The 21,818-nt window shown below is 63.6% G+C and carries 19 protein-coding genes; 10 read left to right on the top strand and 9 right to left on the bottom strand.

Annotated features, from left to right (window positions below):
- Position 1 precedes the first annotated feature (1 nt).
- Complete coding sequence (gene lipA / locus HGI46_RS04865; protein WP_168903480.1) at positions 2–940, bottom strand: lipoyl synthase; 939 nt, start codon at positions 938–940, stop codon at positions 2–4.
- 66 nt (positions 941–1,006) lie between these two features.
- Between lipA and HGI46_RS04860 the strand changes: the two genes are divergently transcribed.
- Positions 1,007–1,657 carry a carbonic anhydrase gene (locus HGI46_RS04860; RefSeq protein ID WP_168903322.1) on the top strand — a complete coding sequence of 217 codons (651 nt, stop codon included), beginning with the start codon at positions 1,007–1,009 and terminating at the stop codon, positions 1,655–1,657.
- 75 nt (positions 1,658–1,732) lie between these two features.
- Here the strand turns inward: HGI46_RS04860 and HGI46_RS04855 are convergent, their stop codons facing one another.
- Positions 1,733–3,043: a hypothetical protein gene (locus tag HGI46_RS04855; RefSeq protein WP_168903321.1), complete on the bottom strand. Its 1,311-nt coding sequence runs from the start codon at positions 3,041–3,043 to the stop codon at positions 1,733–1,735.
- Positions 3,044–3,359: 316 nt separating this feature from the next.
- Between HGI46_RS04855 and gyrA the strand changes: the two genes are divergently transcribed.
- Positions 3,360–6,116 carry a DNA gyrase subunit A gene (gene gyrA / locus HGI46_RS04850; protein WP_168903320.1) on the top strand — a complete coding sequence of 919 codons (2,757 nt, stop codon included), beginning with the start codon at positions 3,360–3,362 and terminating at the stop codon, positions 6,114–6,116.
- Positions 6,113–6,466, top strand: coding sequence for a DUF952 domain-containing protein (locus tag HGI46_RS04845; RefSeq protein WP_118073919.1), 354 nt, complete (start codon positions 6,113–6,115; stop codon positions 6,464–6,466). Before gyrA ends, HGI46_RS04845 begins: the two co-directional genes overlap by 4 nt.
- Before the next feature lie 10 nt (positions 6,467–6,476).
- Here HGI46_RS04845 and HGI46_RS04840 read toward each other — a convergent pair whose 3' ends face one another.
- Together HGI46_RS04840 and HGI46_RS04835 are read right to left on the bottom strand one after the other, a co-directional pair.
- Positions 6,477–7,658: a serine hydrolase gene (locus HGI46_RS04840; RefSeq protein WP_168903319.1), complete on the bottom strand. Its 1,182-nt coding sequence runs from the start codon at positions 7,656–7,658 to the stop codon at positions 6,477–6,479.
- Between the two features lie 104 nt (positions 7,659–7,762).
- The gene (locus tag HGI46_RS04835; RefSeq protein ID WP_168903318.1) at positions 7,763–8,506 is read right to left on the bottom strand and encodes an NYN domain-containing protein; all 744 of its coding nucleotides are present in this window, start codon (positions 8,504–8,506) and stop codon (positions 7,763–7,765) included.
- Positions 8,507–8,734: 228 nt separating this feature from the next.
- On the opposite strand from HGI46_RS04835, the gene moaC reads away from it, so the two are divergent.
- The 4 genes from moaC (at position 8,735) to HGI46_RS04815 (ending at position 12,155) form a co-directional block, all read left to right on the top strand.
- Positions 8,735–9,208, top strand: coding sequence for a cyclic pyranopterin monophosphate synthase MoaC (gene moaC, locus HGI46_RS04830; RefSeq protein ID WP_168903317.1), 474 nt, complete (start codon positions 8,735–8,737; stop codon positions 9,206–9,208).
- Positions 9,205–10,410 (top strand): molybdopterin molybdotransferase MoeA, encoded by a 1,206-nt coding sequence (locus HGI46_RS04825; RefSeq protein ID WP_168903316.1) that lies wholly within the window; start codon positions 9,205–9,207, stop codon positions 10,408–10,410. The genes moaC and HGI46_RS04825 overlap by 4 nt, the downstream gene beginning before the upstream one ends.
- A 119-nt stretch (positions 10,411–10,529) precedes the next feature.
- A complete protein-coding gene (gene lexA, locus HGI46_RS04820; RefSeq protein ID WP_168903315.1) occupies positions 10,530–11,231 on the top strand; it encodes a transcriptional repressor LexA in 702 nt (233 codons plus the stop codon).
- 255 nt (positions 11,232–11,486) lie between these two features.
- On the top strand, positions 11,487–12,155 hold the full coding sequence (locus HGI46_RS04815) for an energy transducer TonB (protein WP_168903314.1): 669 nt from the start codon (positions 11,487–11,489) through the stop codon (positions 12,153–12,155).
- 194 nt (positions 12,156–12,349) lie between these two features.
- On the opposite strand, the gene HGI46_RS04810 is transcribed toward HGI46_RS04815, so the two are convergent.
- Complete coding sequence (locus tag HGI46_RS04810) at positions 12,350–14,650, bottom strand: ComEC/Rec2 family competence protein (RefSeq protein WP_168903313.1); 2,301 nt, start codon at positions 14,648–14,650, stop codon at positions 12,350–12,352.
- Between the two features lie 29 nt (positions 14,651–14,679).
- Between HGI46_RS04810 and gltX the strand changes: the two genes are divergently transcribed.
- The 3 genes from gltX to HGI46_RS04795 are packed head-to-tail and all read left to right on the top strand — an operon-like array spanning position 14,680 to position 17,695.
- Positions 14,680–16,143 (top strand): glutamate--tRNA ligase, encoded by a 1,464-nt coding sequence (gene gltX / locus HGI46_RS04805; RefSeq protein ID WP_168903312.1) that lies wholly within the window; start codon positions 14,680–14,682, stop codon positions 16,141–16,143.
- A gap of 46 nt (positions 16,144–16,189) precedes the next feature.
- Positions 16,190–17,476 carry a citrate synthase gene (locus tag HGI46_RS04800; protein WP_168903311.1) on the top strand — a complete coding sequence of 429 codons (1,287 nt, stop codon included), beginning with the start codon at positions 16,190–16,192 and terminating at the stop codon, positions 17,474–17,476.
- 27 nt (positions 17,477–17,503) lie between these two features.
- The gene (locus tag HGI46_RS04795; protein ID WP_168903310.1) at positions 17,504–17,695 is read left to right on the top strand and encodes a hypothetical protein; all 192 of its coding nucleotides are present in this window, start codon (positions 17,504–17,506) and stop codon (positions 17,693–17,695) included.
- A gap of 3 nt (positions 17,696–17,698) precedes the next feature.
- Here the strand turns inward: HGI46_RS04795 and HGI46_RS04790 are convergent, their stop codons facing one another.
- From HGI46_RS04790 to HGI46_RS04775, 4 genes are all read right to left on the bottom strand, one after another.
- A complete protein-coding gene (locus HGI46_RS04790; protein WP_168903309.1) occupies positions 17,699–19,078 on the bottom strand; it encodes a HAMP domain-containing sensor histidine kinase in 1,380 nt (459 codons plus the stop codon).
- Between the two features lie 24 nt (positions 19,079–19,102).
- A complete protein-coding gene (locus tag HGI46_RS04785; RefSeq protein ID WP_168903308.1) occupies positions 19,103–19,993 on the bottom strand; it encodes a hypothetical protein in 891 nt (296 codons plus the stop codon).
- Between the two features lie 93 nt (positions 19,994–20,086).
- Positions 20,087–21,373, bottom strand: a complete 1,287-nt coding sequence (locus HGI46_RS04780) for a hypothetical protein (protein WP_168903307.1) — start codon at positions 21,371–21,373, stop codon at positions 20,087–20,089.
- Positions 21,374–21,446: 73 nt separating this feature from the next.
- Entirely contained in the window at positions 21,447–21,752 is a 306-nt protein-coding gene (locus tag HGI46_RS04775) for an Hpt domain-containing protein (protein ID WP_118073930.1), read from the bottom strand.
- Positions 21,753–21,818 lie beyond the last annotated feature (66 nt).

Here is a 21,818-nt window from a genome sequence, read left to right as displayed (position 1 = left end):
CCTACAGTCCGACCTTGGCAGCGGCCTTTGCCAACTGGGCGTCGCGCGCGGCGCGCATGGCCCGGAAATCGTCACCGGCGTGATAGCTGGATCGGGTCAACGGGCTCGCCGCCACCTGCAGAAAGCCCTTTGCGCGCGCGATCGAGCCATAGGCTTCGAACGCCTTGGGCGTCACGAAGTCGATCACCTTGGCGTGCTTCGGCGTCGGCTGCAGATACTGCCCCATGGTCAGGAAGTCGATCTGCGCCGAGCGCATGTCGTCCATGACCTGGTGAACCTCGAGGCGCTCTTCGCCAAGGCCAAGCATGATGCCCGACTTGGTAAAGATGCGCGGATCGTGGCGCTTGACCTGTTCGAGCAGGCGCAGCGAAGCATAGTAGCGCGCGCCGGGGCGGATCGTCGGATAGAGACGCGGCACCGTTTCGAGATTGTGGTTGTAGACGTCCGGCCCTGCATCGACGATCGATTCGACGGCGGCTTCCATCTTGTTGCGGAAGTCAGGCGTCAGAATCTCGATCGTGGTATTGGGCGTCAGTTCGCGCAGAGCCTTGATGACCTTGACGAAGTGGCTGGCGCCGCCGTCCGGCAGGTCGTCACGGTCGACCGAGGTGATGACGATGTGCTCCAGGCCCATCTTCGCTGCTGCCGTCGCCACGTTCATCGGCTCCAGCGGATCGACTGCGCGGGGCATTCCGGTCTTCACGTTGCAGAACGCACAGGCGCGGGTGCAGACCTCGCCGAGAATCATCACCGTGGCATGCTTCTTGGTCCAGCATTCGCCGATATTCGGGCAGGCCGCTTCCTCGCACACGGTGTTAAGGCCAAGCTCGCGCATCAGGGCGCGGGTCTCGCCATAGCCCTTGCTGGTCGGAGCCTTGACGCGGATCCAGTCGGGCTTGCGCTGACGTTCGGGGCGGAGGTTCTGGGCCGGTTCGGTCATGCCGCCCAGATAGGCCGTTACGCCAGCACTTGAAAGACCCAATCTATGTGGTCATTAGCACAGGCCATGACCCAGGCTTCCCCCGAACTCGACCGCCTCATCGCAGGCTATCGCCGCTTCCGCGAAAGCGGCTGGACTCCGAAGCTGGAGCGCTGGCGCGAATTGCGCGAAGGCCAGGAACCGCAGGTGATGATCATTGCCTGCTCCGATAGCCGGGTCGACCCGGCGCAGATCTTCGATGTCGATCCGGGCGAAATCTTCGTGGTGCGCAACGTCGCGGCCATGGTGCCACCGTTCGAAACCAATCCCGGCCATCACGGCGTCTCGGCGGCGCTCGAATTTGCGATCCAGGTACTGAAGGTCAAGGAAGTCGTGGTCATGGGCCACGGCATGTGCGGCGGCTGCAAGGCCGCCCTGACGCAAAGCCTCAAGGGCACCGAACCCGGTGAAGGCGGCTTCGTGGCAGACTGGATTTCGCTGCTCGATGATGCGCGAGAGGACGTCGTCTCCCACTTCGGGACCGAAGGACATGAAGCCGAGCGCGCAATGGAGCAGGCAGGCGTTCGCGCCAGCCTTGCCAACCTGCGCACGTTCCCATGCGTCCGCCGCAAGGAGGCGAGCGGCGAGCTCAAGCTGCGTGGTGCATTCTTCGCCATTTCAGACGGCGTGCTGCACGTGCTGGACGAACCCAGCGGAGAATTTGCTCCGGTCAACTGATCGGGGCAACCACAGCAGAAGCAAAAAAGGGCGGCCTGCGAAGGCCGCCCTTTTCGTTTGCAGAAAGCCTCAGGCTTACTTGGCCTGGGTGTTGGCGAAAGCCAGCCACAGGCGGCCGAGCGTCGCACGGGCACCGCCGACCTGAGCGAAGGTCGCCTTGGCGTCGGCGAACTTGTCCTGGTCGAGCTGCGCGATACCGAGGCGAGTCAGCGCGCGGTCCTTGTCGATGCCGCCCTTCTCGATCGCCATCTTGTAGAACTCTTCCGCCTTGGCGGCTTCGTCATACGAAAGATAGGCGTCAGCCATGGCCATCGGGCTCTTGCCATCCTTGGCAGCGCGCGCTTCCTTGTCGAGCGCCGGGAGCGAGGCCTTGTCGGCAGCAATGCGGCCCTTGGCCTGGCCCATCGCATCGGCAACGAACGGATCGGCGGCCTTCAGCACGCCAGCCTGCACGCCCATGTTGGCAACCTTCAGCACTTCGCCCGGCAGGCGGCGCGGGTCGGCCGCTTCGATGTACTCGACGTATTCACGCTCGACGTACTTCGGATCGTTCTGGAACCCGCCCGAACGCATCAGCAGACGGCCAAGGTCCAGCGATTCCTGGTTGGTGAACTGGCTGAACTCGCGCACCAGCTGGCCGGCGCCGAGCCAGTTCAGCGGGGTCGGGTTGTTTTCCACCATCAGCGTCGACCATTCGATCGCCTGCGGCCCGAGCTTGTTCTTGTAGGCAATCAGGTTGGCGCGCTTGAACCAGCCTTCCGGCACTTCGGCACCGGCAGCCTTGCGCGCATCGACCGCCATCTTCAGCGCGGTCAGCGCCTCGGCATTCTGGCCCTGCTGCGAGTACGAGTCTGCCAGCAGCTCTGCCGCGGTGTCGTCCTTGTAGTTCGCCTGAACGACCGGGGTCAGCGCCTTGACGGCGGTGGCGTAGTCCTTGTTCGAGTAGGCGAAGTTGCCGAGGTAGAACTGGTACTCGGTCACGTTCGCAGCCGGAACCTGCCCGCTGTCGAGCATGTTCTGGATGCCGCGCTGGCGCATTGCGATGTCATTCAGCGTACCGCCGATGCTGACGGCCCAGCCCCCAGCCGCCATGCGGTCGAGCGGGGTCTTGATCGCAGCCTCAGCCGCAGCGAGTTCAGCCGGAGCGTTGGCCAGCAGCGCCTTCTGCGCAGCGGCATCAGCGCCCTTCTTCTTGGCTTCGTCAAGTGCGGTCACGGTCTTCTGGATCGGGCCGGCAGCAGCCACGAATTCCTTGGAATAGCTGGCCTTCTCGGCCTTGGCTTCCTTTTCCTTGGCGAATGCCGCGGTCGACGTGACCGACAGTGCGCCGGCCGAAAGCGCGAGGGCCATCGCCGTCTTGCCAATCAGTCCGAAAGTAGCACGCATAGAAATCGTCTCCTGTTCGACCGGATGCATCAGCGGGAGCGACCCTGCCCCGACACCTTCGCACCCCGGTGTCCTCTCACCTCTGGTCGATCCCGCTAGTGGCGCGGAATTGGGCCCTTGGCAACGGTTTGCGCACTATCCTTTTCACGGTGAACGCCATTTGAATGGCGCCTCGTCCCAATATTCATGCATCTGGTCGCAGGTGTGGAAAACCGGAGCGGTTTGGGGGCCACGGCGGCCCGATTGCTGGCTATCGTGCGGCAATTGGCCTAGGGCCATCTTTCATCCCTTGTAGCTATAACGAAAAGCAGTTCCCGTGAGCGACGACACCACGATCATCGACCCCCCAGTCCCCGCCCCGGAAGGCGAGTTCCAGCGGATCGACATCGTCGACGAAATGAAGACCAGCTATCTCGATTACGCGATGAGCGTGATCGTCAGCCGCGCGCTGCCCGATGTGCGCGACGGCCTGAAGCCGGTCCATCGTCGCATCCTGTGGACCAGCCATGAAAACGGCTTCGTCTCGACCAAGGCCTATCGCAAGTCCGCCCGTATCGTCGGCGATTGCATGGGCAAATATCACCCGCACGGTGACGCCGCGATCTATGACGCCCTTGCGCGCATGACGCAGGACTGGTCGATGCGCCTTCCGCTGATCGACGGTCAGGGCAACTTCGGCTCGATGGACCCCGATCCGCCGGCCTCGATGCGCTACACCGAAGCGCGCCTTGCCAAGGTCGCGGATTCGCTGCTCGCCGATATTGACAAGGACACCGTCGACTTCATCCCGAACTACGATGGTTCGGAGCATGAACCGCAGGTCCTGCCCGCGCGCTTCCCCAACCTGCTGGTCAACGGCGCAGGCGGCATTGCCGTCGGCATGGCCACGAACATTCCGCCGCACAACCTCGGCGAAGTGATCGACGGCTGCCTTGCCTACATGGACAACCCGCTGATCTCGATCGACGAGCTGATCCAGATCATCCCCGGCCCCGATTTCCCCACTGCCCCGCTGATCCTCGGCACCGCTGGCGCCCGCAAGGCCTACCACGAAGGCCGCGGCTCGATCATCATGCGCGCCCGCCACCAGATCGAGGAAGGCCGCGGAGACCGCCGCTCCATCGTCCTCACCTCCATCCCCTATCAGGTCGGCAAGTCGGGTCTCGTTGAAAAGATCGCCGAAGCCGCCAAGGACAAGCGGATCGAGGGCATCTCCGACATTCGCGACGAATCCAACCGCGAAGGCGTGCGCGTCGTCATCGATCTCAAGCGCGATGCCACGCCCGAAGTCGTCCTCAACCAGATCTGGCGCAACACCCCTGCGCAATCGAGCTTCCCGGCCAACATGCTGGCCATCCGTGGCGGCCGCCCGGAAGTGCTCAACCTCAAGGACATCATCGAGGCATTCGTCCGCTTCCGCGAGGAGGTCATCACCCGCCGCACCAAGTTCGAGCTGAACAAGGCGCGTGACCGGGCGCATATCCTGCTCGGCCTCGTCATTGCCGTCACCAACCTCGATGAAGTCGTGCGCATCATCCGCGGTTCGCCCAACCCCGCCACCGCGCGCGAGACCCTGCTCGCCCGCGAATGGCCGATGGGTGAGATCGCGCCCTACATCAAGCTGGTCGAGGCAATCGAGGACGCTGGCGTCGCCGATGCCGCCACTTATCGCCTGTCCGAAATCCAGGTCCGCGCTATTCTCGACCTGCGGCTCCACCGCCTCACCGCGCTGGGCCGTGACGAGATCGGCGAGGAGCTCGAAGGCCTCGCCACCGCCATCGCGGAATACCTCTCGATCCTGGCAGACCGCGTGAAGCTCTACGGCGTCATGCGCCAGGAACTGCTCGAAGTCCGCCAGGCCTTCGCCACGCCGCGCCGCTCGGAATTGACCGCGCCTGCCGACGGGATCGAGGACGAGGACCTGATCGAGCGCGAGGACATGGTCGTCACCATCACCCTCGACGGCTATATCAAGCGCACCCCGCTCTCCACCTTCCGCGCCCAGAACCGTGGCGGCAAGGGCCGCTCCGGCATGGCGACGAAGGACGAGGATGCCGTGGCGACGATGTTCGTCACCAGCACTCATACGCCGGTGCTGTTCTTCTCGACCGCAGGGAAGGTCTATCGCCTCAAGGTCTGGCGTCTTCCCGAAGGCGGGCCGACCACGCGCGGCCGTCCGGTCATCAACATGCTCCCGGCGCTCGACAAGGACGAGACCATCGCCACCGTGCTGCCCCTGCCCGAGGACGAGGCAGAATGGGGCAAGCTCTCGGTCGTCTTCGCCACGGCGAAGGGCAACGTCCGCCGCAACTCGATGGACGCTTTCGCCAACATCCCGTCCAACGGCAAGTTCGCGATGAAATTCGAAGAGGACAGCGAAGACCGCCTGATCGGCGTTGCCCTGCTCGAAGCCAGCGACGACGTCCTGCTCGCCACCCGTTCGGGCAAGGCCATCCGCTTTGCTGGCGATGAGGTCCGCGAATTCACCAGCCGCACCTCGACCGGTGTTCGCGGCATGACGCTCAAGGGCGACGACGAAGTCATCTCGCTCTCGATCCTGCACCGCGTCGGCACCACGCCTGACGAGCGCGAGGACTACGTCCGCTTCGCACCTTGGAAGGGCGAGAAGGAAGGCGAACCGGCCCTGTCGGCCGAGCGCTACGCCGAACTTCAGGCACGCGAGCAGTTCATCCTCACCGTCTGTGCGAACGGCTACGGCAAGATGTCCTCGGCTTACGAGTACCGCCGCACCGGCCGTGGCGGTCAGGGCATCACCAATATCGACAACATTGGCCGCAACGGCCCGGTCGTCGCCAGCTTCCCGGCCAGCCAAGCCGACCAGCTCATGCTCGTCACCGATCAGGCCAAGCTCATCCGCCTGCCACTCGATTCCCTGCGTGTGATCGGTCGCGGCTCGGCAGGCGTGCGCCTGTTCAACGTCTCGGGTGACGAGCACGTTGTCAGTGCTGTCCGCCTTGCCGAGGGCGAAGGCGACGATGCCGAGGCGACCGAGGCCAGCAACGGCGATGAAAGCGCAGCACCCGCGGCACCGGAAGGCGGCACTGCCGAATGACTGACCTCCCCCTCCTCGCCTACAAGGTCCTGACCGGTCCGCAGATGGCGCAGCTCGAGGCGGATGGCGTGTTCAAGGGCGCTCCGGTCGATCTGGCGGATGGCTACATCCATCTGTCGACCGAGGCGCAGTTGACCGAGACGGTCGAGAAGCACTTCGCCGGGCAAGACGATCTCCACGTCGCCGCCGTCGATCTCGCCGCGCTTGGCGCTGCGGTAAAGTGGGAGCCGTCACGCGGCGGCCAGTTGTTCCCGCACATCTACGCCGATCTGCCGTTGAACGCGGTCGTCGCCTATTCTCCGCTGGAGCGGGACGAGGACGGAACGGTCAGGTTGCCGATCGCAAGCTGACCGTCCGGGCTCACTCGCCCGCGTCGATCAACGCCTGTACCTTGCGATAGAAGGCTTCGCGCTCCTCGGGCTGCGGTCCGGCACTGGCGCGCGGCCAATCCGAATTGCTCGCAATCACCAGCTTGCGCTTGGGATCGATGAAGATGCCCTGCCCGAAAATGCCTTGGGCGGCGAAAGTGCCGTCGTCGTTGGTCCACCACTGGAAGCCATAGCCTCTGCCCGCTCGGCCAATGTCCTTCTGCTTTGACGTGGCTTGCGCAAACCAGTCCGCCGGCACGATCTGCCTGCCATCGCGCCCCTTGCCACCGCCCATGACGAACAGCCCGAAGCGGGCGTAGTCTCGCGTCGCCGCCTGCAGGCAGCACCCGCCTATTTCAAGGCCAGTCTTGCCCAGCAGCCAAGTCGCCTCGGCCTCCATACCCGCCGGCTGCCACACCTTCTCCTGCAGATAGGCTGAGAGCGACTTGCCCGTGGCCGAACTGACCAGCACGCCGATCAGGTTGGTCTCGCCGGTATTGTAATGCCACACCTCGCCGGGCGGATGGGCACGCGGCAGCTTGCGCATATAGCTGACGGTCGCATCGAGCCCGTTTTCCGGCTTGGCGCGGTTGAACTCGGCAACGTCCGAATTCGGATCTTCGTAATCCTCATTCCAGCGCACGCCAGATGACATCGTCAACAATTGCCGCACGCTCACATCATCATAGGCGCTGCCCTTGAGGCCGGGGATATACTGGCTGACCTTGTCGTCGAGGCTCTTGATTGCTCCATCCTGCAACGCCGCGCCGACCAACGTCGAGGTGAAGGATTTCGCCACCGAAAAGCTCGTCCAGCGGCCCTTCGCATCGAAGTCCAGCCCGTAGCGTTCGAGCCGCACCTTGCCGTCCTGCACGATGACCAGTCCCGCCGTGCGCTGGTGGTCCATGAAATCATCGAGCCCCGGTACTGTCAGAGGCTTGCCCGCAGGGAGCGGCAAAGGCGTAGCCGAAGGCGCGATCGTGCTGGCCTTGGCCAGAAACGGCAGCCGGTCCATCGCCCGAAAAGCCGCATCACGCTGCCCTTCCCGCCATGAAAGCACGTCGGCATTGGTCGGCAAAGCCAGCAGAATCCCCCGCGTTTCCTTGTCGAGCGAGGCAAACCCGGCGCCCCCCGCCAGCAACGCCGCCCCCACCAAAACCCACCGCTTCCGCATCCATCCCTCCCGTTATTGACACTGCGGACAATAGCCGGGGTTGGCTGGGCGGCAAGTTGTGCCGAACCGAAATGCAGCTGATCAGAAGTCTTTCGCTGCTGTCCTCAGGCCGCTTTTGCGGTTGGCCGAATACGAACGCTTCGCAGGTTTTGTTCGTCCTGCCGCAGTTCAAGATCGTCCACCGTGCTGAAGACTTTCGCCCAATTCGCTTTGCCCGCCGCTTTGACACTTATTCCTTGCCTACCCAATTCCAATCCCAAGGGCTGTAATGGCGCCCAGCCATCAGAGTCAGCCAGTTGGGCAATTGCCTGCAGGATTCTTGGCCAGTTGAGTTGGCGCACAGGTAGAGAACCCGCATTTGCGTGCTTCAGGGGCGTATCCTGAACCTCGGGCACAGCGATTGCACCTTCTTCGTCAAGATTGACCTCGAAGAATTTGGCGCAGGACTGACGATACTTCTTGTGAGTTGTAGACTTCCCGAAACCATAAACGGCGAAGCCCTCGCTCTTGAGGAACGTCGTCAAGGCCACGAAGTCGCGGTCGCTCGACACAACGCAAAGCGCATCGCATTTGCCCGTCAGGGCAAGCCGCATGGCTTCGACCACCAAGGCAATGTCGGCCGCGTTCTTGCCAGATTCCGACGGCGTGACCTGACGCGCCTCGATTACGTTGGTTCTCAGAAACTCGACCCAAGGCTTCGCCGCGGGAATACTGAAGTCCCCAAAGGCGAATTGCACGATTGGTCGTCCGAGTTTGAATATGTGTGGCAAGACCTTGCGCATGTAATTCGGGTGCATGTTCTCGGCATCGACAAGCAGTCCCAAGCGTAGTGTTTTGTCATTTTCCATGGTGGTCTTGCAGCATGGGGGTAGAAGCCTAACGAACTCCCAACATTCTGCCATTCCGGTTCGAAACACTTTCCTACAGTGGCGAATTTCGCCATGGTCCCTCCAGTCGCCAGGCCGTCTTGAACAAGCGAAAAAACCGCGCCACAGCTACGCCCGAAACCCCTTTCCGCAGTTCTCTCTGGACAGTGTAAACCCCGTAAACCCCCATTCAGGATTCCAGGGACAACGATGAACGATCTTACCCATCTCGATTCGTCCGGCACCGCCCGCATGGTCGACGTCGGAGGCAAGACCGAGACGCATCGCGTGGCGATTGCGCGGGGCTTGATCCGCATGTCGGCCGCCACGCTCGAAGCGATCCGCAGCGGCAATGCACCAAAGGGCGACGTACTCGGCCCCGCCCGCATTGCCGGGATCATGGCGGCGAAGAAGACCGGCGACTTGATCCCGCTGTGCCACCCGCTTGCGCTCGATGCCGTCAACGTCGACTTCGCTTTCGCAGCCGACGGCATCGAATGTACCGCAACCGCCTCGCTCAGCGGCCGCACCGGCGTCGAGATGGAAGCGCTGACCGCCGTGAGCCTTGCGCTGCTGACGATCTACGACATGGCAAAGGCCCTCGACAAAGGCATGGTGATCGAAAGCGTCCGCCTGATCGAGAAGCGCGGCGGCAAGTCCGGAACCTGGCGCGCTCCGGAATGAAAACGCCGCCCCTGCCGCTCGCCGAAGCGCAGAGCCGGTTGCTCGCGCTGGCCCCTTCGCTGCCCGTCGAGCATCGCTCGGTCACCGAATGCCTCGGCCACTACCTCGCCGAGGACCTCCACGCCCGGCGCACGCAGCCAGCAGCAGCCCTTTCGGCGATGGACGGCTATGCCCTGCGCAGCGCCGATCTTCCGGGGCCATGGCGCGTGATCGGCGAGAGCGCGGCCGGACACCCCTTCGCCGGGGAGGTCGGCCCCGGTGAAGCCACCCGCATCAGCACCGGGGCAATGCTCCCCTCAGGCGCGGACATGGTGCTGCTTAAGGAAGACAGCGCCCGCGACGGCGCCGAGCTGCGCCTGACCGGCGAGTCACCGCAACCACCTTCGCGCCATGTGCGCCCCGCCGGCATGGACTTCAGTTCGCAAGAGGCCCTGATCGCTGACGGCACTCGCATCGGCCCTGCACAGATCGCGCTCGCCATTGCCGGCGGCCACAGCCATCTCCCCGTGCGCCGCCGTGTCAGCCTGACCGTCATCGACAGTGGCGACGAGCTGGTGCCTCCGGGCCACCTGCCCGGCCCGCACCAGCTTCCCGCCAGCAATGGCCCGATGCTTTGCGCGATGGCCGCTTCCCTGCCGGTCCAGATTCGCCATGCCGGTCCGGTGGCGGATGAACTCGATGAACTGGTTCGCGCGCTGGATGCAGCCGACACTTCCGACATCATCGTCACCAGCGGCGGGGCGTCGGTGGGGGATCATGACCTCGTTCGCCCGGCGCTCGAAGCGGTTGGCGCATCGATCGACTTCTGGCGTGTCGGCATCAAGCCGGGCAAGCCGCTGCTGGTAGCCACGCGCGGTGAACAGATCATTCTCGGCCTGCCCGGCAATCCTGCCTCCGCCTTCGTCACGGCCTACCTGTTCATGCTCCCCCTGCTGCGCGCGATGCTCGGGGCGAGCGCGCCTTTGCCGAAAGCCATTCCAGCCCGGCTTGCGCAGCCGCTGGCACGGGGCGGAAGCAGGATGGAGTTCCTGCGCGCGGTCTGGGACGGTGCGTCGGTGAGGCTCGACCCGCTCCAGGATTCCGGAGCACTCTCGCCGCTTTCGCGGGCAAACGCGCTGGTTGTGCGGGAAGCAGGCGCGGAGGCCAGACAAGCTGGAATGGATGTTCCGGTCTACCTGCTCGAAAATGGCGGAATTGCTTGACGAGTCGTTGAAGGTTGCTTATCCGTTCCGTATTCGTTCGCCGGTGTGGAACATCCCGCCCCGGTCCATGAAAGATCAGCGGCTTTGCTTTGAAGCTGCGCAATGCGGAGTGGCCGCCGATGTTGACGCGCAAGCAGCACGAACTGCTCACCTTCATCCAGACTCGGCTGGAGGGTTCGGGGATCTCCCCCTCGTTCGAGGAAATGAAGGAAGCGCTCGATCTCAAGTCGAAGTCTGGCGTTCACCGCCTGATCTCTGCCTTGGAAGAGCGTGGCTTCATCCGCCGCCTGCCCAATCGCGCCCGCGCTCTCGAAGTTCTGAAGCAGCCTGACAGTGCAGCAAGCAAGCCGGCGGCGGCGCGCGAAGCGGCAAACACCAATTCCGTGATCACACCGCTCCGCACTGCAGCCAAGGCGGCGTCGCTGGCGCCTGCCAACGACGTCATCGAACTGCCACTGCACGGCAAGATCGCGGCAGGTGTGCCGATCGAGGCAATGGAAACAGCAGCGACGTTGCCTGTCCCTGCCGCCCTGCTCGGCGCTGGTGAGCACTATGCGCTTGAAGTCTCTGGCGACTCGATGGTTGAAGCTGGCATCTTCGATGGAGACTACGCGCTGGTCCGCAAGACCGATGTGGCCCGTGATGGCGAGATCGTCGTTGCGCTGGTGCGGGGTGAAGAGGCGACTCTCAAGTACCTGCATCGTGAAAAGGGCATGATCCGCCTTGATCCCGCCAACGCGGCATACGATGCTCAGTTCTATCGCCCCGAAGAGGTTGCGGTACAGGGCAAGCTGGCGGGTTTGCTGCGGCGCTATCACTGACGACGGTTCAAGCAGCGCTCTGCCTGTTCGGCAGACCTGCGTTGGAATTGCAAGGCCGCCGCGCAGAAATTGCGCGGCGGCCTTTTCCGTCAGAGCGTGTTATGGCAAATATCAATCGATTTGGTTGAGATTTCTCTGGAGCTACTCCCCGCAGAGGTATAGTATCCACCGTTACCGAATGCCCCGCCACGGGGCGCCCCTTTCCGGGACGGCCCGCCAGAACATGGGGCGTCGGCAACGGAAGAGGTGTTGCCAATGGCTTATGCAATCGAAAATACGAGACGCAGGCAGACACAGACCATCATCGCGGTCGGACTGCTTCATGGCGTGGCGATCTGGGCGATCGCTTCAGGTTTCGCCAACAGAATGGTCACAATCCTGACCGACCGTCTTCCCGCCAAGCAATGGGAAGACGAAGAGGTCAAGGTAACCCCGGTTGTTCCGCCCCCTGACGTGAAGCCCTCGCCCAAGCCGGACAACCGTTCGCTGGTTGCCCCACGTCCCGATATTGCCATCACGCCCGCCGATCCTTCCAGCACGGTACGCGACATCGAGCTCACGCCGATCACGCCGGTCGAACCTGTGCCCGGTATCCTGCCCGAACCTCGCCCTTCTCCCTCGCCCAGCTTTGCCGTGCGCACGGCATCGCCAAAAGGATCGCCAGGTTCCTGGGTCTCGGACCGCGACTATCCCTCCGCCGCGATCAGGGAAGAACGGGAAGGATTGACCCGCTTTCGTCTTTCGATCGGTGTGGATGGGCGCGTAACGGGGTGCGAGATAACCGGTTCGAGCGGATCGCCAGACCTTGATGCCGCCACATGCATGAAGGTCAGCGCGCGAGCGCGGTTCGTCCCGGCCCTTGGCGGCGACGGCATGCCGACGGTGGGAAGCTATTCAGGTTCGGTACGCTGGGTCCTGCCCTGATGAATTTGGCCGGGCGACGCTCAGGCTCGCCCGGCCAGCCTCTCCCAGTGTGATTGAGGCAGCCTCCGCGGCAGCGTCAGTTCTGCTTCCGGCGCTTGCGGACGGAACGACGAACTCCCTATCCTCCACTCTCAGGATCTGCGGAAATCAGACGCCTCGGTGCGCGATGAATCCCGGGTCGGCATTGACCATGCCTATCGCTCTTGAGCCGACGGCGCCGGTGCCTCTCCAACCACGTTCTGCGATCCCGGCGCTGTGCGAATGGCATCGCGGCGTTGCATGTCATGGAATCGTAAATGGGGTTCCGGCCAGCGATACCATCCATGCTGGCCTTGCGTTTCCGCGACGGTGCGAATTCGACCTGAGGCAAGATCAACGGATATGCCGCCCGTTTGGGCAAGGTAGGACCGATCTGCCTTGAGCATGCGGGGGCGGCACGATGCAGGAAGGCGTCGATCGGCGACGACGATGTCGGCCCGCTCGCAGGCTGCGGCAAGTGCCATGTCGTCAATGTAATTGCGGCTGCGGGCCATCAGGAGCGTGAAGCGCCGATCGCCCCGTTGCACGACGGCCGCGCAGAAATCGTCATTGCAGCGGGCGCCTGGCCATTCATCAAGGCGGCGGAGGTTGCCCTCCATACCGGCCAGTTCGAGCAGGTTGTCCCGCATGTAATCGCCCCGGCCCATGCGCAGGACAATCAGATCCGGACCTTCGTTTGCGATCCCGACATGGTGGCCATCCCCCGTGATCAGCAGATCGGGCGTGGGGGTCAGCACCATGGCCGTCACCGCGAGGCCGGCCGGCAGGACGCCAAGAAGGCGCACCTTGCCCGCCCAGAGCGCAAGCCACAGCATTCCGCCGACAAACAGAACGTAGCTCCACGCTTCGAACGGGGGCATAGCCGTGACGGCTCCGGGTTGCGAGGCCACGAAGTGTGCCAGCGCCAGGAGCAGATCGAGCGACTTGCCGACAAGCCACCACACCGGTCCGCCAAGCCCCGTCAGATCAAGCAGCAGGGCCATGCCTATCAGTGGCATGGTCACGAAAGTGGTCAGCGGAATGGCGATGACATTGGCGAGCGAGCCATAGACGCCAGCGCGATGGAAATGGAACAGGCCTATCGGCATGAGCGCGAGTTCGATGACCACACCGGTGGCCAGCAACATCATCAGGCTACGAGCGGCGCGGACGACCGGCCCGTGGTGTTCACCGGCAAGGAACGAGCGAACGGGGCCTGCCGAATGAAAGGCGATGATCGCGATTACGGCGGCAAAGCTCATCTGGAAGCTGGGGCCGAGGACCGCATCGGGCCAGAACAGCATGACAATAAAGCCGCCCACGGCCACCATGCGCATCGACAGGGGATCGCGTCCCAAGGCCAGCGCGCCAAGAACAAGCAACGCCCCGATGCACGACCGGATGGTGGGCACTTCCGCCCCGGTCAGCAAGGTATAGCCAAGTCCTGCGAGGGCGCCTGCAAGGGCGGCCGCGAGAGGCACCCGAATCCTGAGTGCGACCCAGGGAACAAGCGCGAGCAGGCGCGCGACCAGCCAGTAAACGGCCCCGACCAGGGCGCTGACGTGAAGGCCGCTGATCGACAGGAGGTGCGTCAGGCCCGCATCGCGCATGGCGTCTTCATCAGCAGTCGCGATCGCCCCGCGGTCGCCGCTGGCAAATGCGGCGGCGATTGTCCCTGAAGATCCGCCCAACCGGGCGCGGACGTGCTCGGCCAGCGACCTCTGCAGGCTGCGCAGCGTCGTATCACGATCCGACCTTGCGATTACCCGCACATCGCCAAGCACCGTTCCCGTCGCGGCAAGGCCATCAAACCATGCCCTGCGAGCAAAATCGTACGCCCCCGGAAGCATGGGAGCCGCCGGTGGCATGAGCCGGGCGCGCAGGGCGATCCGGGCGCCTTCCGTCACTTCGCCCGGATCCTTGTCATACGGCAGGTTGACCCGCACGCGGACAGGATCGGGCAAAGCCTCCAGCGTCACGCGCAGGACAAGGCGGGCGCGCGCTTTGGCCGGCTCTTCCCTTCGCTCCAGAACTACTCCTGAAAGAGCGGAAACCTGCGGCCTTGCTATGCCTGGCTGGCCGACAAGCGTGGAGCGAGTCCATATCGTGACCTCGCCCGCAGCTACCATGATCGCCACGCCTGCCACGGCAAGGCGCAGGTGGGGCCGCGTCTCGGCATTGACCGTCAGCAAGCCGAGGATGGCGATTGCCCCGAGTGCCAGCAGTGCGGCGATCCAGTCCGGGCGGAAGGGGAGTGCCACCCACAGGACAATGCCCGCGGCAAAGGCGACCACCAGCCAGAGCCCGCGTTCGAACGGGTGTGCATCGAGGAAGCGCTCTGCCGCGTCGATCCGACCATCAAGCATGCTGGACAATCGCGCGCGGATGTCCCAATGCCGCGCGCGTTCACCCGGTTCAGGGACCGGTTCGGCGGCGGAATAGTCTGCCGCTGGCCGATCTGCAGCCGGAGACGCCATGACATTCAAAGCAAAGGAAAGCGCGGCCGATGGCAAGCGCCACTGACACCGTTTCTGCAGGATCGCCCGGCGACGCCCCGGTCGTCACCCGTTTCGCCCCTTCGCCCACCGGATTCCTGCACATTGGCGGCGCGCGTACGGCGCTGTTCAACTGGCTTTATGCTCGCCACAACGGCGGCAAGTATCTGCTGCGGATCGAGGACACCGACCGTGCGCGGTCGACCGATGCGGCGATCGAAGCCATTTTCGACGGGCTGAACTGGCTGGGTCTGGGCGGAGACGAGGAGCCGGTGTTCCAGTTTGCACGCTCGGAACGGCACGCGCAGGTGGCGCACCAAATGCTGGAGGCCGGACACGCCTACCGCTGCTATCTGACGCAGGAAGAACTTGCGGCACGTCGCGAGAAGGCACAGGCCGAGCGCCGCCCCTTCCGCATTGACAGCGAGTGGCGCGATGCGACGCCGGATCAGTGGCCGGCCGACCAGTCATACGTGGTGCGCATGAAGGCCCCGCGTGAGGGCGAGACGACGATTCCTGACCGCGTGCAGGGCTCGATTACCGTCCAGAACAGCGAGCTCGACGACTTCATCGTGCTGCGCTCGGACGGCACGCCGACTTACATGCTCGCGGTCGTGGTCGACGATCATGACATGGGCGTCACGCACGTGATCCGCGGCGACGATCACATCAACAACGCCTTCCGCCAGCTCGTGATTGTCCGTGCGATGAACGAGATCGAGAGCGGTTGGCCCGATCCGATCTACGCACATATCCCCCTGATTCACGGGGCCGATGGCGCGAAGCTGTCGAAGCGTCATGGCGCGCTGGGCGTCGATGCCTATCGCGACGAGATGGGCCTGCTGCCTGAAGCGGTGTTCAATTACCTGCTGCGTCTCGGCTGGGGTCATGGCGATGAGGAGATCATCAGCCGCGACCAGGCGGTGGAATGGTTCGACATCGGCAACGTCAACAAGGGCGCATCGCGCTTTGATCTCAAGAAGCTGCTGAACCTCAACGGCCACTACATCCGTGAGGCTGACGACGCACGGCTCGCCGGGCTGGTCGCACCGCGTCTGGCTGTGCTGGAGCCGGGCTTCGATGGCGCAGCGGGCATGGACCTGCTGACCCGCGCGATGCCGGTGCTCAAGGTGCGCGCTGCCGACCTCAATGAGCTGGCAGCTTCGTCGGTGTTCCTGTTTGCACAGCGTCCCCTGCCCATGGCGGAAAAGGCTGCGGCACTGCTGACCGACGATTCGCGCGCGATACTGGCCAAAGTGGTGGCTGCGCTCGACGCTGAAAACGGCTGGACAATCGAGGGACTGGAGGCCACTTTGAAACAAATGGCCGAGGAGCTTGGGATAGGCTTGGGCAAAATTGCCCAACCGTTGCGCGCGAGCCTGACGGGACAGACTACCTCGCCGGGAATATTCGACGTATTGGCACTGCTCGGCAAGGACGAGTCGCTGGCGCGTATCCGCGATCAGTTGGCTTGAACCCGGGCATAGAACGTAAAGACAGAAGAAACAGGAGGGCTTAGGCGTGAGCGAAAACCAGGCTTCTTTGACCGCAGGCGGCAACAGCGTGGACATGCCGATCAAGAGCGGCACCATCGGGCCGGACGTCATCGACATCCGCAAGCTCTATGGCCAGACGGGCATGTTCACCTATGACCCGGGCTTCACTTCGACTGCGAGCTGCGACAGCGCGATCACCTACATCGACGGTGATGAAGGCGTGCTGCTGCACCGCGGTTACCCGATCGGCCAACTGGCCGAGCACTCGTCGTTCATGGAAGTGAGCTACCTGCTGCTCAACGGCGAACTGCCGAGCCAGCAGGAACTTGCGGACTTCAGCCGCACGATCACCCGCCACACCATGTTGCACGAGCAGCTCGCCACGTTCTATCGCGGCTTCCGTCGCGATGCGCACCCGATGGCGATCATGTGCGGCGTCGTCGGCGCGCTTTCGGCATTCTATCACGACAGCACCGACATTGCTGACCCGACGCATCGCAAGATCAGCTCGCACCGCCTGATCGCCAAGATGCCGACGATCGCGGCGATGGCCTACAAGTATTCCGTCGGCCAGCCCTTCGTCTATCCGGACAACAAGCTGTCCTACACCGGCAACTTCCTGAAGATGACCTTCGGCGTCCCGGCTGAAGAGTACGAAGTTATCCCCGCCGTCGAAAAGGCGATGGACCGCATCTTCATCCTCCATGCCGATCACGAGCAGAACGCCTCGACCTCGACCGTGCGTCTGGCCGGTTCCTCGGGCGCAAATCCGTTTGCGTGCATCGCAGCGGGCATCGCCTGCCTGTGGGGCCCGGCGCATGGCGGCGCAAACGAAGCAGCGCTCAACATGCTCAAGGAGATCGGCACCCCCGATCGCATCCAGCACTACATTGATCGCGCCAAGGACAAGAACGATCCGTTCCGCCTGATGGGCTTCGGTCACCGCGTCTACAAGAACTACGACCCGCGTGCGACGGTGATGCAGCAGACCGTGCGCGAAGTGTTCGACGCGCTGAAGGTCAACGATCCGCTGTTCGAGACCGCCCTTCGCCTCGAGGAAATCGCGCTCAGCGATCCGTACTTCGCAGAGAAGAAGCTGTTCCCGAACGTCGACTTCTATTCGGGCATCATCCTCTCGGCGATCGGCTTCCCGACCACGATGTTCACCGTGCTCTTCGCCCTCGCCCGCACCGTCGGCTGGGTGGCGCAGTGGAACGAAATGATCAGCGATCCTGGCCAGAAGATCGGGCGTCCTCGCCAGCTCTACACTGGTCCTAACGAGCGCGATTACATTCCGCTGAGCGACCGCTGATCGATTGAACGACACAGGAGGGCGACGATGACGATGGTTCTCAGGATTTTCGGCATCGTCGCCCTTTTGATGGGCGGCCTGTGGGTCGGCCAAGGGTTGGGCCTGATCATGTGGCCTTCATCGAGCTTCATGCTTGCCCAGACGCAATGGGCCTATATCGGCGCGGGGTTGATGTTGATCGGCGCCATCGCGATCTGGCGCTCATCGCGCCGTCGCTGAGCGTCAGCCCGCTGCGCTCGCCTGCGCGGCTCTGTCAGCCGGCAGCAACAGCACGAATTTCGCGCCGCCCTCTGGCGCTTGCTGGACAGTGAGATCCCCGCCCATCGCTCGCGCCAGTCTGCGCGAGATATAGAGGCCCAGTCCGCTTCCTCCATTGCCACTGCGACCGAGCCGCTCGAACTTCTCGAAAACCTTCTCGGCCTGATCCCGGGCAATGCCCTGCCCCTGATCCTGCACGGTGATCCACGCGAACTCGCCATCGATACCGCAATCGACCTCGATCCGGGTATCTTCCGGCGAATATCTCACGGCGTTGCCGATGAGGTTGAGGAGGATCTGCAGCACGCGGCGGAATTCCGCGATGGCCGGCGCTGCCACATCGAGCGCGGGGAGCACGAGGGCAATGCGTCGTTCCTGCGCCCGGACGCCCAGGATGCCTGCTGCACGCCGGGCACAATCGACAAGATCGATGTGATCGGGAGCAGGCGAAAATCCTTCGTCTTCCACCGTCTCAAGATCGGCTAGGTCTTCGACCAACGACAGCAGGTGCCGTCCGGCTTCCGCAATATCCCCGGCATACCCTACGTACTGTTCAGCCAAGGGACCGGCGAGGCGTGTCCGGATGGTTTCGGCGTTGGCGACAATCCGGTTGATCGGCAAACGCAGTGCCGGCGCCAGCTTGCGCCCCAGCAGGCCCTTCCAGTCTGGATGTGCAAGGGGGTCCGGCACAGCGGAAACCGTCATGCTCGGGGCTTCTGCTAGCACGGTTTGCGCCACCAGAAGCAGTTCGAACCCGCCTGCTCGCAACGGCAGAATGCGCGTTTTCCACACACGGGACGAGCCGGGCACGGCCACCTGGGCTTCGTCGAGCAATCGCCAGTGCAGAGGTTGGCGGTGCGCGCTGCCCTCAAGCGTTACGAGATCGGTCCAGTATCTGCCAAAGCCTTGCTGCAGGCTCGATGCCAGGTCGACAAGATCGCGTGCCGTGGCGGAACCCGAGACGATGCGCTGCTCGGCGTCCAGAACAATGTGTGCTTCGGCCAACTGTCGGATAAGTGCTTCGTCGGTCGCAGCCGCTTCATCGCCCTGCCAGGCATCCGCGGCGACTTTCCAGTCGCTGATCTCGATCCTTGTGCCGGACCCATCGGGAATGGCGCGCGCCGAAAACGAGAGCGGTTGCCCTTCGTCGGTCACGGTCATGGCTGCGAATAGCGGAGCCCCCGCCAATCGCGCACGGCGCACAAGCGCCAACAGACCCGGCAGCGCGATCACACCGGGGTATGCGCCGCCGAGCCGTATCTGCAGCGCCGCCAGGGTCTCATCGGACTCGACCAACCGGTCTGCGCTGTCGCAGCGGGCGCGGATCACGCCTGCGGTGGTCACTGGTGCGCCCTCATCGGCCGATCATTATCCGAACGCCTCACGGCGCATCAAGGAAGAGGCCAGCATCGCTGCTGCGGCATCGGGCACGAGCTGATCAATGCCCTCTGGCAGGCTGGTCTGCGGATGCAGGGCTGAGAAAGTGGTGACCAGATTTGTGCGGTCAGCACCTGCGGCCGACAGTGCAAGCGCCAATCGCGCCATCTGGCTCTCGGTCGTGCACATGATCGCCATTTCGCGCGACATTCCGGCCCCCGAGGCGAGGCTCGACAGGAAAAGTGCAATCCCGGCGGAGTCGATTTGCAGACCCCGGGCCGAATCACCTGCCAATTGCCGAATGACGTGGTCGAGTAGCTCCAGACGCGATGCTGCGGCTACGCGTTGCTGGCGCAATGCACTTTCCGCCGCGTCGGCAGCAGCCGGTCCGGACGGATCATCTGCAACGTAGGCCTGCATGGTCATCAGAGCGATATGGTGAAGATCGCCGGGCAGTTCCGAAAGTGGAATCTGCATGCGCCGCATCAACTGTCCGAATCGCGCCTGCGCGGCGAGCAAATTCATCCCACGCGCGGCCAGATCGGGATCGCGCGACGCAATGATGTCTTGAAGAAGCGGGGTGAGCACGGGATCGAGTCCCAGCCTGCCCTGCATCTTCTCGGTAAGTTGCCACTCGACCGCAAGCATGTGCAGATGATTCAGCAGGGCCTGATTGCCGGCGAGCAAATCCGCCAAGCCATCGCCCGCCTCTCGCGCCCAGGCGGCAGAATTGTCGTGACCGGCAGCTTCACCAACCGCCTGCACAAGCTGTCTGGCAATATCTGACAGCATGCCTCGGACGCGGGCGATGATCTCGTCGCTGAAGATCGAGTTATCGTCGTTCTGGAGAAGATGCCGGAGAATTGGCCCCATGTGGACCATGACCTGATCGGCATGAACCAGGTCATCGCGCAGAAGCGCCTCGATCGCGCCGGGATCGGGGGGGAAAGGTACGGTCAGTGCCATAAGTCGCTCTTACGGCCGACTGGTTAACTGCGGGTTAGGCGATCTGTCGGTTGCCGGCGTTGTCCCGAACTGGAGCAGCAGCAGGCACGTGCCAAGGAGCGTCAGAACCGCAACGCCGATCGCTGCATCGAATGGCAGCGTGATGCTGGCGATGGCGAGCACAAGGCCGAAGGCCAATCGGTCTTCCAGCCAGGCGGATCGGGGGAAACGCGGCAGGGCAAGGCGCACAAGGCGCGCTCCACCGATAAGCAGAATCGGGGCGAACCAATTGAGCCCAAAAGGAATTGCGCTGGTGTAAGGCAGTTCGCTGCGCCAAGCGGCAAGCGCTATCAGTCCAGCATCGACGAGAAGATGGAATAGGGCCACGGTCCTGCGCTCAAGGCCCGAGGCCAGGAGCGAATCACGCTCCACCTGCCCCATCAGACTGGCCACGCGCTCCACCAGCCAGGACAATCCGATCAGCAGGAACCCTGTGGCGGCATTGCCAAGCCAGCCAAGCCCTAGACCGAGCAGTCCCAGTATCCCGGCAGCAAGTCCGATCAGCGCAGGCCGGGTTCCTGCATGAAGCATGGCCGGCCCGAACCTGCGGACAAAGGCCATGGCCAGCAGCACCCCCGGGGAGCCTTCGGCCGATCCACCGCTAGCCGTATGCAGCCTCAGCCACTGACGCTCTGCGGTGTGGGCTTCCTGTTCGCTACGGACCATGGTCCAACGGCCATCACCCAGCATGGCCGCAGACACGCCGCGCAATGGCAGGCGGGCCTGAACGGCGAGGCGCAGCAGCGCCGATTGCGCGTTCCATTCGGGCGGCAAATCGGCAAGGCCAGCCGCGATCCGTCCCTGGAAGCGCATTGCTCCGGCGAATGCATGGTTGATATCGATGCGCTCGAAACCGAGCGGCAAGGCGTTTTCTGCCGGAAGCGTGAGAACGCACGGACCTGCCTCGATAAGATCCCGAAACACGTCGGGCATGGCAATCAGGCCATCGCCCACGACGATCACATCGTCTTCAGGAGCAAGCAAGGGCACAAGTGCACGCGCTGTTGCCACGACATGAAACTGGGCTCCGCCAGCCTCGACAACGTGCTGGAGCGCGACCAGCTCGCCGCTGATCCCCTCTGCCATCACGACGACGCGCTTTGCGCCCAGCGAGAGGGCCAACCCGATCTGATGGCGCAGCAGCGAACGTCCGCCGATCGGCAGATACCCGCGAAGTCCTGCAGGCACCGTTGCCGGCACACCCGCAGCCTGTGCCGGATGGGAAGTTTCAATCAGGGAAAGAACTGCGACCCGCAAGAATTGCCTCCTGTCGCACCATCGTAGGGACTGGCGACGGTCGTGCCAAGGCGGACCGCTGTAGCGTCGGGGATTAGGCGTCTATTGCCAGATCGGCCAGCATCTGGTGCAGGCGACGAAGGATCGCCGGATCACCGGGCGCGCCGTCCAGCGCTTCTTCCGCAAGGTCGATCAGGCCTTCGGCATGAAAGCTTGCCGCAAGACCTTTCAACCGCAAGGCTGCAACGTGCCAGTTCCCATCGCAGCGAGCGCGGCCGAGCAGATCCACCTGCCGTTCGGCACTTTCGATGAATGCCGCACGCAACTCGCGCACGAGTTCGGGATCGTGCCCGGCAGCAGCGGCAAGGTTAGCATCAAGGGAGGCGCCTTCGTAGGCCATATGAAACCGCTACGGGCCGAAGCGTTAAGGCGGGGTTTATGGATGGATCGAAATCGTGATATGACA

The organism is Novosphingobium sp. ERW19 (assembly GCF_012641315.1).
Taxonomy (GTDB): domain Bacteria; phylum Pseudomonadota; class Alphaproteobacteria; order Sphingomonadales; family Sphingomonadaceae; genus Novosphingobium.
This window is presented reverse-complemented; position numbering and strand designations above follow the sequence as displayed.

Excerpts from the sequence above, each read along its gene's own strand:
- lipA (WP_168903480.1), bottom strand. The coding sequence starts at position 940 with ATGACCGAACCGGCCCAGAACCTCCGCCCCGAACGTCAGCGCAAGCCC.
- HGI46_RS04860 (WP_168903322.1), top strand. The coding sequence starts at position 1,007 with ATGACCCAGGCTTCCCCCGAACTCGACCGCCTCATCGCAGGCTATCGC.
- HGI46_RS04855 (WP_168903321.1), bottom strand. The coding sequence starts at position 3,043 with ATGCGTGCTACTTTCGGACTGATTGGCAAGACGGCGATGGCCCTCGCG.
- HGI46_RS04845 (WP_118073919.1), top strand. The coding sequence starts at position 6,113 with ATGACTGACCTCCCCCTCCTCGCCTACAAGGTCCTGACCGGTCCGCAG.
- HGI46_RS04840 (WP_168903319.1), bottom strand. The coding sequence starts at position 7,658 with ATGCGGAAGCGGTGGGTTTTGGTGGGGGCGGCGTTGCTGGCGGGGGGC.
- HGI46_RS04835 (WP_168903318.1), bottom strand. The coding sequence starts at position 8,506 with ATGGAAAATGACAAAACACTACGCTTGGGACTGCTTGTCGATGCCGAG.
- moaC (WP_168903317.1), top strand. The coding sequence starts at position 8,735 with ATGAACGATCTTACCCATCTCGATTCGTCCGGCACCGCCCGCATGGTC.
- HGI46_RS04825 (WP_168903316.1), top strand. The coding sequence starts at position 9,205 with ATGAAAACGCCGCCCCTGCCGCTCGCCGAAGCGCAGAGCCGGTTGCTC.
- lexA (WP_168903315.1), top strand. The coding sequence starts at position 10,530 with ATGTTGACGCGCAAGCAGCACGAACTGCTCACCTTCATCCAGACTCGG.
- HGI46_RS04815 (WP_168903314.1), top strand. The coding sequence starts at position 11,487 with ATGGCTTATGCAATCGAAAATACGAGACGCAGGCAGACACAGACCATC.
- HGI46_RS04810 (WP_168903313.1), bottom strand. The coding sequence starts at position 14,650 with ATGGCGTCTCCGGCTGCAGATCGGCCAGCGGCAGACTATTCCGCCGCC.
- gltX (WP_168903312.1), top strand. The coding sequence starts at position 14,680 with ATGGCAAGCGCCACTGACACCGTTTCTGCAGGATCGCCCGGCGACGCC.
- HGI46_RS04795 (WP_168903310.1), top strand. The coding sequence starts at position 17,504 with ATGACGATGGTTCTCAGGATTTTCGGCATCGTCGCCCTTTTGATGGGC.
- HGI46_RS04785 (WP_168903308.1), bottom strand. The coding sequence starts at position 19,993 with ATGGTCCACATGGGGCCAATTCTCCGGCATCTTCTCCAGAACGACGAT.
- HGI46_RS04775 (WP_118073930.1), bottom strand. The coding sequence starts at position 21,752 with ATGGCCTACGAAGGCGCCTCCCTTGATGCTAACCTTGCCGCTGCTGCC.